General features: G+C 71.5%; 10 protein-coding genes. 2 read left to right on the top strand and 8 right to left on the bottom strand.

Annotated features, from left to right (window positions below):
- The first annotated feature begins 123 nt into the window (after positions 1 to 123).
- Complete coding sequence (gene recQ / locus LK06_RS12885) at positions 124 to 2,136, top strand: DNA helicase RecQ (RefSeq protein WP_039651096.1); 2,013 nt, start codon at positions 124 to 126, stop codon at positions 2,134 to 2,136.
- Positions 2,137 to 2,184: 48 nt separating this feature from the next.
- Here recQ and LK06_RS12880 read toward each other — a convergent pair whose 3' ends face one another.
- The 3 genes from LK06_RS12880 to LK06_RS12870 all read right to left on the bottom strand — a co-directional run bounded on the left by LK06_RS12880 (position 2,185) and on the right by LK06_RS12870 (position 5,872).
- On the bottom strand, positions 2,185 to 3,123 hold the full coding sequence (locus LK06_RS12880) for a M56 family metallopeptidase (RefSeq protein ID WP_039651098.1): 939 nt from the start codon (positions 3,121 to 3,123) through the stop codon (positions 2,185 to 2,187).
- A 253-nt stretch (positions 3,124 to 3,376) separates the two neighbouring features.
- Positions 3,377 to 5,215: an AfsR/SARP family transcriptional regulator gene (locus LK06_RS12875; RefSeq protein WP_234367401.1), complete on the bottom strand. Its 1,839-nt coding sequence runs from the start codon at positions 5,213 to 5,215 to the stop codon at positions 3,377 to 3,379.
- 357 nt (positions 5,216 to 5,572) lie between these two features.
- On the bottom strand, positions 5,573 to 5,872 hold the full coding sequence (locus tag LK06_RS12870) for a hypothetical protein (protein WP_052269839.1): 300 nt from the start codon (positions 5,870 to 5,872) through the stop codon (positions 5,573 to 5,575).
- A gap of 281 nt (positions 5,873 to 6,153) precedes the next feature.
- Between LK06_RS12870 and LK06_RS12865 the strand changes: the two genes are divergently transcribed.
- Positions 6,154 to 7,149 carry a LuxR C-terminal-related transcriptional regulator gene (locus LK06_RS12865; RefSeq protein ID WP_039651100.1) on the top strand — a complete coding sequence of 332 codons (996 nt, stop codon included), beginning with the start codon at positions 6,154 to 6,156 and terminating at the stop codon, positions 7,147 to 7,149.
- A 21-nt stretch (positions 7,150 to 7,170) separates the two neighbouring features.
- On the opposite strand, the gene LK06_RS12860 is transcribed toward LK06_RS12865, so the two are convergent.
- From LK06_RS12860 to LK06_RS12840, 5 genes are all read right to left on the bottom strand, one after another.
- Positions 7,171 to 8,616: a DHA2 family efflux MFS transporter permease subunit gene (locus LK06_RS12860; RefSeq protein ID WP_052269840.1), complete on the bottom strand. Its 1,446-nt coding sequence runs from the start codon at positions 8,614 to 8,616 to the stop codon at positions 7,171 to 7,173.
- Between the two features lie 114 nt (positions 8,617 to 8,730).
- Complete coding sequence (locus LK06_RS12855; RefSeq protein ID WP_039651102.1) at positions 8,731 to 9,894, bottom strand: hypothetical protein; 1,164 nt, start codon at positions 9,892 to 9,894, stop codon at positions 8,731 to 8,733.
- Positions 9,891 to 10,487, bottom strand: a complete 597-nt coding sequence (locus LK06_RS12850) for a 4'-phosphopantetheinyl transferase family protein (RefSeq protein ID WP_174673857.1) — start codon at positions 10,485 to 10,487, stop codon at positions 9,891 to 9,893. Before LK06_RS12850 ends, LK06_RS12855 begins: the two co-directional genes overlap by 4 nt.
- A gap of 80 nt (positions 10,488 to 10,567) precedes the next feature.
- Positions 10,568 to 12,883, bottom strand: coding sequence for a beta-ketoacyl-[acyl-carrier-protein] synthase family protein (locus LK06_RS12845; protein WP_039651103.1), 2,316 nt, complete (start codon positions 12,881 to 12,883; stop codon positions 10,568 to 10,570).
- On the bottom strand, positions 12,883 to 13,926 hold the full coding sequence (locus tag LK06_RS12840; protein ID WP_039651105.1) for an aminomethyltransferase family protein: 1,044 nt from the start codon (positions 13,924 to 13,926) through the stop codon (positions 12,883 to 12,885). Before LK06_RS12840 ends, LK06_RS12845 begins: the two co-directional genes overlap by 1 nt.
- Positions 13,927 to 13,954: the final 28 nt, after the last annotated feature.

Genomic DNA, 13,954 nt, shown 5'->3' with positions numbered 1-13,954 from the left:
TGCGCACGAGGACGGTGTCCCCGACGGGGAACGCGGGGGTGATCCTGTGGACAACTCCAGTACGGTCGGTCCGGCCCCCTATCGTGGAGGCAGCGGTCGAGGGACGACGACGGGGGCGAGACGATGGGCGGGACGGGCGGTATCACGGACATGCCAGTGACGGAGAGCGAGGCGCTGGCCACGCTGCACCGGGTCTTCGGATACGAGGTCTTCCGGGGCGAGCAGCAGGCGATCATCGAGCACGTGGTGGCGGGCGGCGACGCCCTCGTCCTCATGCCCACCGGTGGCGGCAAGTCGCTGTGCTACCAGATCCCGGCCCTGGTACGGCCCGGCACCGGCGTGGTGATCTCACCGCTGATCGCGCTGATGCAGGACCAGGTGGACGCCCTGCGCGCCCTGGGCGTGCGGGCCGGATTCATCAACTCCACACAGGACTTCGACGAGCGGCGGATGGTCGAGGCCGAGTTCCTGGCCGGCGAGCTGGACCTGTTGTACCTGGCGCCGGAGCGGCTGCGGGTGGAGGCCACGCTCGACCTGCTCTCCCGCGGCAAGATTTCCCTCTTCGCGATCGACGAGGCGCACTGCGTGTCCCAGTGGGGCCACGACTTCCGCCCCGACTACCTGGCCCTGTCGCTCCTCGGGGAGCGCTGGCCGGACGTCCCGCGGATCGCCCTCACCGCCACGGCCACCCACGCCACCCACCAGGAGATCACCGGGCGGCTCGATCTGCCGACGGCCCGGCACTTCGTCGCCAGCTTCGACCGGCCCAACATCCAGTACCGGATCGTGCCCAAGGCCGACCCCAAGAAGCAGCTGCTCGCCTTCCTCAGGGAGGAGCACGCGGGCGACGCCGGTATCGTGTACTGCCTTTCGCGTAACTCGGTGGAGCGCACCGCGGAGTTCCTCACCGCCAACGGCATCGAGGCGGTCCCGTACCACGCGGGCCTGGACGCGGCCACCCGTGCCGCGCACCAGTCCCGGTTCCTGCGTGAGGACGGCCTGGTCGTGGTGGCGACCATCGCCTTCGGCATGGGCATCGACAAGCCGGACGTGCGCTTCGTCGCCCACCTGGACCTGCCCAAGTCCATCGAGGGCTACTACCAGGAGACCGGCCGCGCGGGCCGTGACGGCCTGCCGTCCACAGCCTGGATGGCGTACGGTCTGAACGACGTCATCCAGCAGCGCAAGCTGATCCAGTCCGGTGAGGGGGACGAGGCGTTCCGCCGCCGGGCCGCCAACCACCTCGACGCCATGCTCGCGCTGTGCGAGACCGCCCGGTGCCGCCGCGGTCAGCTCCTCGCCTATTTCGGCCAGCAGCCCGGTGCGCAGGGCTGCGGCAACTGCGACACCTGCCTCGTCCCGCCGGAGACCTGGGACGGCACGGTCGCCGCGCAGAAGGTGCTGTCGACGGTGGTGCGGCTGCAGCGAGAGCGCGGACAGAAGTTCGGTGCGGTACAGATCATCGACATCCTGCTCGGCAAGCGCACCGCCAAGGTGATCCAGTTCGATCACGACCAGCTGTCCGTCTTCGGGATCGGGCAGGACCTCACCGAGGGCGACTGGCGGGGCACCATCCGCCAGCTGCTGGCCCAGGGACTGCTCGCGGTCGAGGGGGAGTACGGCACGCTGGTGCTCACCGAAGCGAGCGGCTCGGTCCTGCGGCAGGAGCGCGAGGTGCCGCTGCGTAAGGAGCCGAAGAAGCCGGCCGGCTCCAGGTCCCGGACGGCTGGTTCCGCCGGCGGCGACCGCACGGCGAAGACCGCCGTGCCGGAACTGCCCGGCGAACTGCTCCCGGCCTTCGAGGCCTTGCGTGCCTGGCGCGCCGAGCGGGCCCGGGAGCAGGGTGTCCCGGCGTACGTCATCTTCCACGACGCCACTCTGCGGGAGATCATCACCCGGTGGCCGGCGTCGGTGCGCGAGCTGGGCACGGTGAGCGGAGTCGGCGAGAAGAAGCTGGCGACGTACGGGGAAGGGGTCATGGAGGTGCTCGCCTCTCTGCGCGGCTCGGACCCGGCGGGTGGCTCGGGCGTGTCCGGCGGCTCGGACCCGGCGGACATCGGGTCGGCGGACATCGGGTCGGCGGAGGGGGACTGGCCCGAGCCGGAGGACGGGCCGGAGCCGGAGGACTGGGCATAGCCGCACGCGCCGCAGTGCCGGCGTCACTACGGCCGGCCGTGGTGCGCGTCAGGACAGCGCGGTGAGTCCCGGGGCGAACGTGATCAGCAGCGGCAGTAGGGGAGCCAACGCGGCCACGGTCGTGGTGAGCGCCCGGTGGCTACGCAGCAACCGCGGTGGGGGTTCCAACAGGCGGTCCACACGTTCGCCGAGGAGGCGGTGGCTGGAGGCGCAGGAGAGGACGCCCCGGTGCTGGTTCAGTTCGATCAGTGCGAGAGCCGTGGTGAGGTGACCACAACGCCGGGATGCCGCGTCATCGGCCGCTAGCTCGACCAGGCGGTGCGTCTGTTCACAGAAGTGGGTGAAGAGCGGCACGCGCGGGAAGCCCGCGGCGAGCGCGGTCGACAGATGCAGCAGCCAGTCGTGGTGCGCGCGGGCATGACCGCGCTCATGCGTGAGGACGGCGTCCAGCTGACGGTCTGTGAGGCGCTGCAGTGCTCCCGTGGTGACGACCAGCTGCGGGGGATGGCCCGGCATCCACCAGGCGTCCGGGTACTCCTCCTCCAGCACCAGCATCGGCCCGCGCGCCACGGGTAGCCCGGCCGGAAGCTCGGGGGCGCGCTCGCGCAGATGCGCCCGGGCTTGTCCCCGGCTGCGGCGGGCCTCGACGAGTTCCCGGGCCAGCACCGCGGTCGTCCAGGCGGCTCCGCAGGCCAGCAGCCCGGTGAGGGTGGTGGCCCATACCGGCGCGGCGGAGAGGTCGTAAGCGGCGGTGACGGCGGGCGGCGCGGGGGCGAACACATGGTCACGGACGGTGTGGAAGACGGCTGCCGTGCCCAGCACGAGTGAGGCCAGGCAGCACAGCAGGACGGACGCGACGAGGCACTGCCACACCCACAGCGCGACCACGGGTTCCCGCTCGGGCCAGGCGGCCCGGGCCAGCGCGCGCGGCGCCGGCACGGCGGCCGTCAGGGCGACGGCACTTAGCAGGAGCAGGCAGACGGTCATGCCGGGGGTCCGGTTCCTGGTCAAAGGGGGACGTGGGTCTCGGTGGTGCCTGGAGCGCGGCACGCGGATGCGTGTCGCAGATGGTGCGTGTCCCTGCCAGTATGACGAAGACCGGCGCCATGGGGCAGCTGCCGGCGGTGATCCCCAGCTGTGCCGGGGCCTCAGTCCGGTACTGATCGGCGCGGCGAGCCGGGCACGGAGCCGTTCGTACGGCGGGACCGGACCGGTGGCGCGGCCGGCGCGGTGCTCCCGCTCACACCGCCACCGGGGCGTCCTCCGCCAGCAACTCCCGTGTGCAGTCCCGGACCAGGCGGTGGAAGGAGTAGCGGGCCGGCGACTCCTCCCGGATGAGGTTGTTCTCGACCAGCACGTCGAAGTGGTGCTCCACGTCGGCTGCGGGCAGCCCCGTGATGGCGGCGGCGTGCGGAACGTCGTACGAGGAGGACGGGTGAAGGCTGATGAGGCGGCTGAACTTCCTTTCAGATTGGGTGAGTTGGTTGTACGACACCCGCAGTGCAGCCATCAGGTCGCGGTCGGCGGTGCGTAGGCAGCGGGAGCGCTGTGCTGTGTCGGCGAGGCGTTCGACGAGGTCGGCCACCGCCCATGACGGACGGTCGCGCAGCCGGGTCGCGGCGATGCGCAGGGCGAGGGGGAGTCGGCCGCACAGCTCGACCGCTTCGGTGGTCCGCGCGGGGTCGTGGGCGGCGCGCGGCTTGCCGACGATCCGGGTGAAGAGGGTGACGGCGTCGCCATGGGGCAGGACGTCGAGGCAGAGCGGCTGTGCGCCGTCCAGTGCGGTGAGCTTGCGGCGGCTGGTGACCAGCACCAGCGAGCCGCCGGTGCCCGGCAGCAGGGGAGTGACGTGAGCGCTGTCGGCGGCGTCATCGAGGACGATCAGGCAGCGCCGACCCGCCAGGCGCGAACGCCACAGGGCGCTGCGTTCCTCCAGGGTGTCCGGGATCTCCTTGGGGGCGAGTCCGTTTGCCTGGAGGAGCAGGCCGAGGGCGCGTTCGGTCGGCATCGGTGACCGGGTGGCGCTGAACCCGTGCAGGTTGATGAAGTACTGGCCGTCCGGGTAGTGCGGGGTGACACGGTGGGCGAGGTGTACGGCGAGTGTGGTCTTGCCGACGCCGCCCATGCCGTCGATCACGACCATGACCGGTGAACGGCTCTGCTCTCCTCCGGTCACGGCCAGCACGGCGTCCACCTCGGCGGCGCGGCCCGTGAAGTCCACGAGGTCGTACGGCAGGTAGTTGCGGGGGGCGCCGGGTGCCGCCGGGGCGCGGTCCTGCGGGGACTGGGAACGGCTGGTCGCGAGGTCGGAGGTGCCGGCGCCGTGCACGTTCGGCGAGTTGGCGAGGATCGCGGCGTGCAACGCACGCAGTTGGGGGCTCGGTTCGAGGCCGAGCGCGTCCACCAGGAAGCGGCGGCCCTCGTTGTAGACCGCGAGGGCGTCGGCCTGTCGCCCGCTGCGGCACAGCGCGATCATCAGGCTGGCGCGGAGGGAGTCGCGCAGCGGGTATTCGGCGATCAGTGCGTGCAATTCGCCGACCAGGGAACTGGTCTCGCCGATCCGCAGACGGAGCGCCATGAGGTCCTCGATGGCGGTCAGTCGCTGCTCGTTGAGTTTGACGGCAGCGCTGGTGATCGCCGGACACTGGATGCCGGCGAAGGCGTCGCCCCGCCAGAGGTCCACCGCTGCCTGGAGCAGCCGGATGGCCTCGCCGCACCGGCCCTCCCGCTCCGCCACCTTGGCGGCGCGGACGCGGCTGGTGAAGCGGTGGGCGTCGATGGCGTCCTCGCGTACGACGAGCCGGTAGCCGACGTTGACCGTGACCAGGCTGGCGCCGCCGGTGGCGGGGAGGATGCGACGCAGGTCGCGGATCGCGTTGTGGATCTGCGGGCGGGCCGAGGAAGGGGGGTCCTGCCACAGTTCGTCCACGAGCACGTCCACCGGGACGACCCGATTGGCGTTGAGGAGCAGCAGGGCGAGGAGCCGCTGCTGGCGCATGCCCCGGACGGGGATCGGTTCGCCCGATTCACGCGTTTCCAGAGAACCCAGGACCAGGAATTCCATGTCTTCTTCTGCCACCTGACACGCTCACCTTGGTTCGGCACCGGTCACCGGGGCTTCTCAGCTGCCCCAGGTTATGTCGGCGAGGATCTCGTCGGCATGGGCCTCCAGGCCGGTCGCCGCGGTGTGCGTGGCGTTCCTGGTGGGGCTCGCGGAGAAACGGGTGCCCATCGTGAATTTCCTTCTCGTTCACCGGCAATTGCTTGCGCGCCGCCGCTCTGCTCCACGGAGTCGAATGCTCCGGGCTGCTTCGCCGTTCCCTTTCCCGGCGCTGTCCCCACTGTGGGCGACCGTGGTTCCGGAAGGAACGGATTCCGGGTGGACGGAACATGCAGTGACCTAACCCGTCCACCCCGACCTGGGGTGACGTGGAGGTCAGGAGTTCCACCAGGGGCCGGGTACCAGGGCGGCGCCGACGCTGAGGATGGTGTGTCCGTGCAGCTCGGCGTGGCTGCTCAGGGCCCGCGCGACGAGCCGTGCCGCTGATTCCTCGGCGATGGCGAGGCTGCCCGCCAGGAGAAACAGGCCCAGGGTCACCTCCCCCAGAACGCGCCGGTGGACGGAAACGTGCTCCAGCCCGTCCGCCTCCTCGGCGTACGAGGAGATCAGTGCGGCGAGTCGGGAGCGTTCCGGACCTCCGAAAGGGGATCTCAGGCGCACGTGGATGAGATGCATGACTTCATCTTCGATTCACGCTCGGCACGATGGAGGGGCCCGCCCTGGACGCTTTGTGCCATGGCATAAAACGTCATCCCCGTGGCCTTCTCGGGAACACGAATGGTCCAGCCTGCGTACCCGCCCGCACCGACCCGGTATTGATTGAATTCCGAACCGTTGGCTTGAAATCGACCCATCGTCCTGGACCGTTCGCGCTCCAAGGTCAGTAAGCTCAGGGCAACAATTTTTCGAAGATCGTATGTGCGATATGTGGCGGTGTCGTACAGGGGGATCCCATCATGTTGGACGTTTTGGGCCTCGACTCCGAGGCTGAAGCCATCTACCGGGGGATGCTGACCAATCCCCGGGATGGCGTCGCATGTCTGGCGGCCCGGCTGGGCCTGGCTGAGGAAAGGGTCCGGTCCGGTCTGGACCGGCTCAGTGAACTCGCTCTGATCCAGCCGTCGGCCCGCGAGGGAATCGGGTTCCGGGCGATCGGCCCGGAGGCCGCGATGAAGATCCTGCTGGCCCGCCAGCAGGCAGAACTGGTGGCACAACAGATGCGCGTGGAGGCGTCCAGGGCCGCCGCGGCCCAACTGATCGCCGAGTGTTCGTCACTGCGGACGGTCGCCAAGGAGAGCGAATCAGAACAGCTGACCGACCTGGAGGCGATCCGGGAGCGGCTGGCGGAGCTCGCCCAGTTCGCGCAGTACGAGGTCGCCACCTTCGCGCCGGGCGGCGCGCACCTGCCCGACGATCTCGCGACCAGCTGGGCGCCGAACCCCGCGCTGCTCAACCGGGGTGTCCGCACGCGGACCATCTACCTGGACAGCATGCGCAACCACCCGCCCACGCGGGACCACGCCCGTTGGCTGCACGCGCGTGACAGGCAGGTGCGTACCGCGCCCGACCTGCCGATCCGGATGATCATCTTCGACCGGAGCCGGGCGGTGCTGCCCATCGACACCGACGATGCGCGGGCCGGCGGGGTGGTGCTGAGCGGCGCCGGTACGGTCGTCGCCCTGTGCGCCCTGTTCGAGAGCGTGTGGAGTACGGCGACACCGCTGGGGGCCGCCCCGAAGCACGAGGCGAACGGGATGCCGCCGCAGGAGCGCGCCGTCCTCAAGATGCTCGCCCAGGGCTCCACCGACGAGTCCATCGCCAAACGCCTCGGTGTCTCCCCACGCACGGCCCGACGCATCGCGGCGACCCTGATGGAACGCCTGGACGCCCGCAGCCGCTTCGAGGCGGGGGTGCATGCCGTCCAGGACGGCTGGCTCCCCGCCACGCGCTGACCGGAGCGTCCCCACCGGTGCCTACGCTTCCGCTCCGCTCAGGCGGGCCTCCCTGCGGTCGGCGAGGAGAAGCGCCAGAGCAGGCAGCAGGGTGACGGCGTAGATACCGAGGAGCCAAGCGAAGGAGTGGGCGAAGGCGCCCGGCACCAGCCCGTGGAGCCGGCGCGCCGCCTGCTCCAGGAACACCGTCACCACGGCCAGGGCCAACGCGCCGCCGATCCGCTGGATCAGGTTCAGCTGCGAGGAGGCGTCCGGGATGGACTCGGGCCGGATCGACTGGAAGGCCCGGGTCATCGCCGGCACGATCGTCAGACCGGTGCCCAGGCCCCGCACCACCAGACTGGCGCACAGCATGACGTACGACGAGTGGCCGGACAGCGTGGTCAGCGGCGCCGTCGCGAGGATCGTCAGGACGATGCCCGCCAGGACGGTGCCGCCCCCGCCGATGCGCTTCATCAGGACCTGGCACAGCCAGGCGGCCGAGACCACGCCGAGACCGCCCGTGGACATCAACAGGCCCGTGGTCACGGCGCTCTCACCGCGCGCGGTCTCGAAGTACAGCGGGATCAGCATCATCGGTGAGTAGAGGACGAAGCCCAGGCAGAAGATGTTGATGGCGGCCGTGCGGTAGACCCGGTTCGCGAACAGGCGTACGTCCAGCAGCGGGAACCTCGCACGCAGCTCCCGCACGACGAACACGGCACCGCTCGCCACGGCGAGGGCCAGCGGGACCAGGAAGGCCGCCGTGCCCTCCAGGGCATGGCCGGAGAACTCGTGGATGGCCAGCACCATGCACACCGTGCAGGCACCGGAGGACAGCAGGCCCACCACGTCCAGCGGTTTCGCGTTCCCGCCGGCCGGGGTGTCCTTGGGCACCCTCCACAAGGTGACCGCGAGCAGGGCGGCACACAGCGGGATGTTGACGACGTACACGGCGGACCAGCCGCCCGCCTGGACCAGCAGGCCGCCGACGGTGGGGCCGAGGAGCGGGCTGATCAACATGACAGTGCCGTTCAGGCCCTGCACGCGGCCCAACTGTTCACGGGGCACGCCACGGGTCAGCAGGATCGTGGAGACGGGCGTGAGGACACCGGCCGCCGCGCCGGACACGCCCCGCGCGGTGATCAGTTCCGGCAGGGTCTGGCTGAGCGCACAGCTCGCCGAGCCCAGCGCGAACAGCACGGTCGCACCGGCGAAGACACGCCGCACACCGAACCGGGTGGCCAGCCAGCCGGTGGCCGGCATCGTCGCCGCCAGGGCGATCAGATAGGTGGTCACCACCCACTGGACATGGCCGATGTCGCCGAAGCGGACCGTCGTGTCGTGCAGGGACACGTTGACGATCGTGGTGTCGAGCAGGGCGAGGAAGCCGCCGGTGATGGCCGCGGCGAGGGTAATGAGGGTGGGGCCGGAGGGCCCCGACGGCGGACTCGGGGCGTCCTCTTCGGTCTGTTCGGTCAGGGACATGGCTGGGTGTCCTTAGCGGATCGAGGGATCAGAGGGCTGTTACGGCGGTCGGGTGCGGCCGTGAGGTGCGTCAGTGAGGTGCAGCTGGTCGGGTACGCCTTCCCGGCGCGGCTCTCAGAGCGCGTCGGTGAGCGCGCGCTCGACGTCGTCGAGCACCGCCTCGCCTGCCTCGCGCGCGCCCGGGCGTTCGCGGCAGGAGAGCGTCAGCTCGGTCTCGTCACCGATCTGGCAGGTGCTCAGGAACATCTCGGCGTACGGCACGAGCATCGGCAGCGTGTAGAACGCGGTGGCGGTGAAGCCGCCGGTGCTCAGTTCAGCGGTGTCGACCCGGCCGTGGTCAGTGATGATCGCCGTGCACGGGAAGCGGGTCCCGTCCAGTTCCCGGGCCTCCCGCAGGGAGTTGGCGAAGGGGTTGGAGCGCAGGAAGTCCCTGCCGAGCGAGGCGATCTCGCGCTTGCCGAGCAGGGCGCGGACGACCTGGCCGTGCAGCCGTCGCCAGTTGTCCTCACGCCGGATGTCCAATACCAGCTGGGAGGTGAGGTTGGCGGTGGAGCGGATCGTCCGGTCATGGCGGCGCAGGTCCACCGGGATGATCAGCCGGCCCGCATCGGCGGCCAGGTGCCGGGAGAGGGCGGCGGCCACCCGGGCGGTGACCGCGGACGGAGCGGCCCGCACCCGGCGCCGGATCCACAGCGGGGTGCCGTCGGCGGGGCCCTGGCCCAGGATCGCGGGCAGGCCCGTCAGCCGGGCAGGTGGCTCGGCGGGCGGCACCTCGCCCGCCGCGGCACGGAAGTGGGTGTCATCGACCACAGAGTCGGCGCCCACCGGATCCTCCCCGCGCAGCACCCGGAACACATCCGCGATCCACTGCCTCAGCCCTCGGCCGTCGGTGACAATGTGGCTGGCCCGGACGACGAGCCGGGTCGACGGGCCGTCCACCAGGCCGACTTCGCACACCGGCCCGGTACGGACATCGAGGTCGCGGTGGAAGAAGGGGGCATCGGAGTCCGTATGGGGAGGGAGCTCGACGACCGGCGGGATCGGGCCGTCGGCTCGCCAGGAGGCCGCGCGCCGTCGCACCGCGAGGCCCGGGGAGGCGAGGGTCGCGACCCGCACGGCCTCCCGCAGCGCCTCGACCTCGATACGGCCCTCGCCCTCGACGACCATCTGTATCAGCTGCGGAGTACCGGTGGCCGCCGCGTTCAGGTATCCGCGTTCGATCTGCGAGAGACGGCGGGTGTAGGGCCGTGTGGTGCTCGCTGTCTCTGTGTCTGTCATGCCGGCTCCAGGGGCGGGACGGGGGTACGAAGGGCGGGCTCGGTGGGGCTGCGGCGCCACCACCAGCGGACCCGGGCGGCCTCCTCGGCCGCCAGGGCGAGGTGCATGCCGGGGCCGACGACGGTGGAACACACCCGGAATGTGGGGACGTTGGTGAGTCGCCAGCCCGGCTGCCAGTCGGGCAGCCGGACACCGGTGAAGGTCTCCTTGGTGACCCAGGAGGCCTTGATCAGGGCCTCGCACTCCGCGAAGTCCCGGATCACAGCAGGCTCCTGACGACCGAGCAGGTCGCCGAGCCAGCGCATGGCCGCAGGGCGGTCGCGCTCGTCCTGCAGGTCCACGCCGACCTGCGGGCCGGTCGACAGGACGACGGCGCTGTGGTCCTGGCAGTGCGCGACGGAGACGGCGAGACCGTGCGACGGGATGCTCCAGCGCTTGTGGGCGTCCCGGGCGAGATCGCGCGGGACGACCTCGACGCCGTGGACCCGCCGGACCGCCTCGATGATGAGGGAGCGCCCGGAGCCGTTGAGGCGGTGGCCCATCCGATCCCGGGGAAGGTGGGGATGCTTGGTGACGAGGCAGTCGATGGACACCTCGCCACCCGCGTGCCGCACGGGCCGTGCCGGCCCCTCCTGGCCCCGGTGCCACGTCACGAGCCCCGTGGCCCCACCCATCACGCCCCCGCGTCGAATACGGCGGCCGCGTAGCTGCCGCCGTAGGCGAAGCTGGACAGGAGAACGTTGCCGCGCGGCTCCGGGGCGCTCAGGGCCGCCACCAGGCCCAGGGCGCCGGCACTGCCGTAGGTCTCGCCCAGGAGCGCCTTCGGGGTGAGCAGCGGGCGGTCCGCGAGGCCCGCCAGGCGCAGGGCGCGGGACTGGGCGATGTCGACCAGGCTGTATCCGGAGGCCGCGGAGACCACGGTGTCGATCTCGTCCGGCGCCGTCCCTGCCTCGGCCATCGCCGCGCGCAGCGAGCGCGACCAGGCCTCGCCGTCCCGCCCGAGCCGGCCGATGCCCACGGCCTCGCCGGAGGCGCCGTAGCCCCTGACCGCGGCCAGGACCTCTGCGCCGCGGGCGTCGGCCGAGGCCCGGCTCTCCACCAGGATCGCGGCAGCGCCCTCGCTGAGCACCTGTCCGGTACGGCCGCCCGGCACCACGTGCGGGGAGCGGGCGTAGCCGGGGAGGCCGGCCTGCGTGGCAAGGGCCTGCTCGGGGAACTCGTCAGCGATCACGACCATGATGCGCTCGGCCATGCCGCGCGCGATCACCCGGGCGGCGAGCTGGAGCGCGAGCACCGAGCTGGTACCGCCGTTCGCGATGGTCGCCGTGTAGCCGCGGTAGCGGTGGAGCATCGCCACGTGTCCGGCGGCGGCGTTGACGACCGTGTTGGCGAACAGCGCCGGGTTGGCCCCGCTGATGCCCTGCTGGAGGACGCCCTTGTGGAACCGGAGGACGGAGGTGACGGGGCCGTATCCGGTGGCGAAGACGATTCCGGTGCCCTCGGCCTCGGCCCGGGAAGGCTTGCCGTGGCGGCCGTAGAGGTCCGCGACCGCGGCGGCGGCCAGCAGGCTCAACGGGTCCATACGCCGGGCACGGCTCGGGTTGACCCCCCTGGACGCGGACTTGACGTCCACCCGGCCGACCGGGACCTCGCCGACCCCGGCGACGTGCTCCAGACCGGCGAAGACCGGACGCTCCTCGTCCAGGGCCGCGACCAGGTCGGCGGTGGTACCGGCCGAGCCCGCCAGCCCGGCGACGCCGGTGACGACGACTTCGTGGACCTGTTCGGTGCGGCGCGGAGCCGAACCGGGCCTGCCGGGCCGGTTCAGCACGACGGAGGCGTTGTTGCCGCCGAAGGCGAAGGAGTTGGAGATGACCACCTCGGGCCGGGCCGCACGGCCGGTCTCGGGGATGATGTCCAGGCCGGCCGGGGAGTCCATGCCCCGGGTGTTGATGGTCGGCGGCAGTGTGCCCCGGTCGATGGCGAGGGTGCTGACGACGGCCTCCACTGCCCCGGCGGCGCCGAGCGTGTGGCCGACGATGGACTTGGTGGAGCTGGCCGGCGGGATGTCCGTGCCGAACAGCAGCTTCACCGCCTTGGGCTCGGAGGCGTCGTTGGCCGGGGTGCCGGTGCCGTGCAGGTTGAGGTAGTCCACGTCGTCCGGGGTGAGACCGGCGGTCTCCAGGGCCTGGGCCATGGCGGCGCGGGCGCCCTTGCCGCTGGGGTCCGGAGCGGTCTGGTGGTAGCCGTCGCAGGACAGGCCGTAACCGCCGAGCTCCGCGAGGACCCGGGCACCGCGGGCGGCGGCGCGGTCCGACGGCTCCAGCACCATGAACCCGGCCCCCTCCCCGAGGGTCAGGCCCGTGGACGCCGACAACGGCGAGCAGGGCTCCGGGTCGAGCGCACCCAGCGCGCTGAACCCGTACGCCGACAGTGAGGCGAGGGGGTCGACGCCGCCGCAGACCACGTAGTCGACGTCCCCCTTCCACAGCAGCTCGGCCGCGTAGCCGAGCGCCACCGCGCTGGCCGCACAGGCGTTGGAGAGGACCACGCGCGGGCCGCGCAGATCGAACTCGGCAGCGATGTAGTCGCCCACGCAGGACAACTGCGAAGCGGCTGCCTGCTCCGCGTCCAGCTTCCCCTCGTGGACCAGGCCCGCGTGGACCCCCTCCAACGTCGGCATCGCGCCGAGGCTGGAACCCACCACGACGGCGACCCGGTCACGGTCCACGGTGTCGAGGTCGAGGCCGCTGCGCCCCAGGGCCTCCCGGATGGCGGTTGCGGCGAGGCCGTAGCAGCGGTCGAGGTCCTCCGGCTGCTCGCCGGTGACCATCCCCGCCCAATCGGTCAGCAACTCGGAGGTGTCGAAGAGGGTGTTGGTGCGGATGCCGGAGACCCCGGACGAGATGGACGACCAGCACTTCTCGACGTCGTCCCCGGCACCGGTGATCAGCCCCAGGCCCGTGAGGGCGATTCTCGGCGCGGTCATCAGGAGATCCTCGTGCTGAGCGAACGGGCGATGACACGGGGCAGGGTCGCGGTGCGCAGTGGACGCTCGGCGTCCTGCTCGTCCCGGGCGGCGAGTTCGAGGCCGGGAACCCAGAAGGGACCGTCCAGGAGGGCGAGGACCAGCTCCTCCTCCGGGTTGGCGGCGGGCGCCTGCCACAGGACTGTGCCGACCGTCTGCCCGGCCGCGGTCACCTGCGTGCCGGCCGTGAAACGGCTGTCGGCGGGGGCGGCCAGCGCGGCCAGCCTGGCCGCTTCGGTCGTCGGCCTCACCAGGTCCTCGGAGCCGTGGAACTCGCCGATGCGGTTCCAGTCGATCATCCAGGACAGGTCAGCCTGGTTCACCGTGAGATCGGCGAACCCGCAGGCGTAGACGCCCATGCCGGCCTCGGCCTGTACCCGGGCCAGCCCTTCGGTGCCGACCGGTGCACCGCCCTGCTCCTCGACCGCGGCCAGCACGGACGCGTGAGCGGTCCCGGGAGCATCGGTGATCAGCAGGTAGCCGTACTCGCCGGTGGTGCCGACGCGGGCCAGGTGGGCCACGGCGGCCGAGTCCTCGGGTACCGCGGACTCGGTGACCGCGTGCAGGGTCAGACCGGAGATGTCGAAGTCGACGAACTTCGCCGCCACCGACCAGGCCGTCGGCCCCTCGAACGCGGTGGCCCCCCAGCCCTCCGGCTCGATCTCCACCTCGACGCCCGCCGGGCACTCCAGCTCGCCGAGGTACGCCCGCAGTTCGTCGGCGCCGACCCGGGTGCGCGGCAGCAGCCAGGAGTCCTCGCCGATCTCGAAGTGCAGCAGGATCGCGAACGGGGTCCCGTCGGCGTTCAGCGCCAGCACCTCACGGACGGTGTCCGGCTCGACGTAGTCGCTCGACTTGGCCAGGAACAGGTCCAGCAGCTCCGGCCGGTCGTCGCCGGAGATGCGCACCAGCGGGGCCTCGATCCGGTAGGCGCCGACGGAGGTGCGCAGGGTGGCGTAGTCGTCCGCGTGGGTGCGGAGGGCGGCGGCGGTGGTCGTGGTCATGATGTGAGGTTTCCTTTCAAGGACGGTG

The sequence above is a fragment of the Streptomyces pluripotens genome, from assembly GCF_000802245.2.
Classification (GTDB): Bacteria; Actinomycetota; Actinomycetes; order Streptomycetales; family Streptomycetaceae; genus Streptomyces; species Streptomyces pluripotens.
This window is presented reverse-complemented; position numbering and strand designations above follow the sequence as displayed.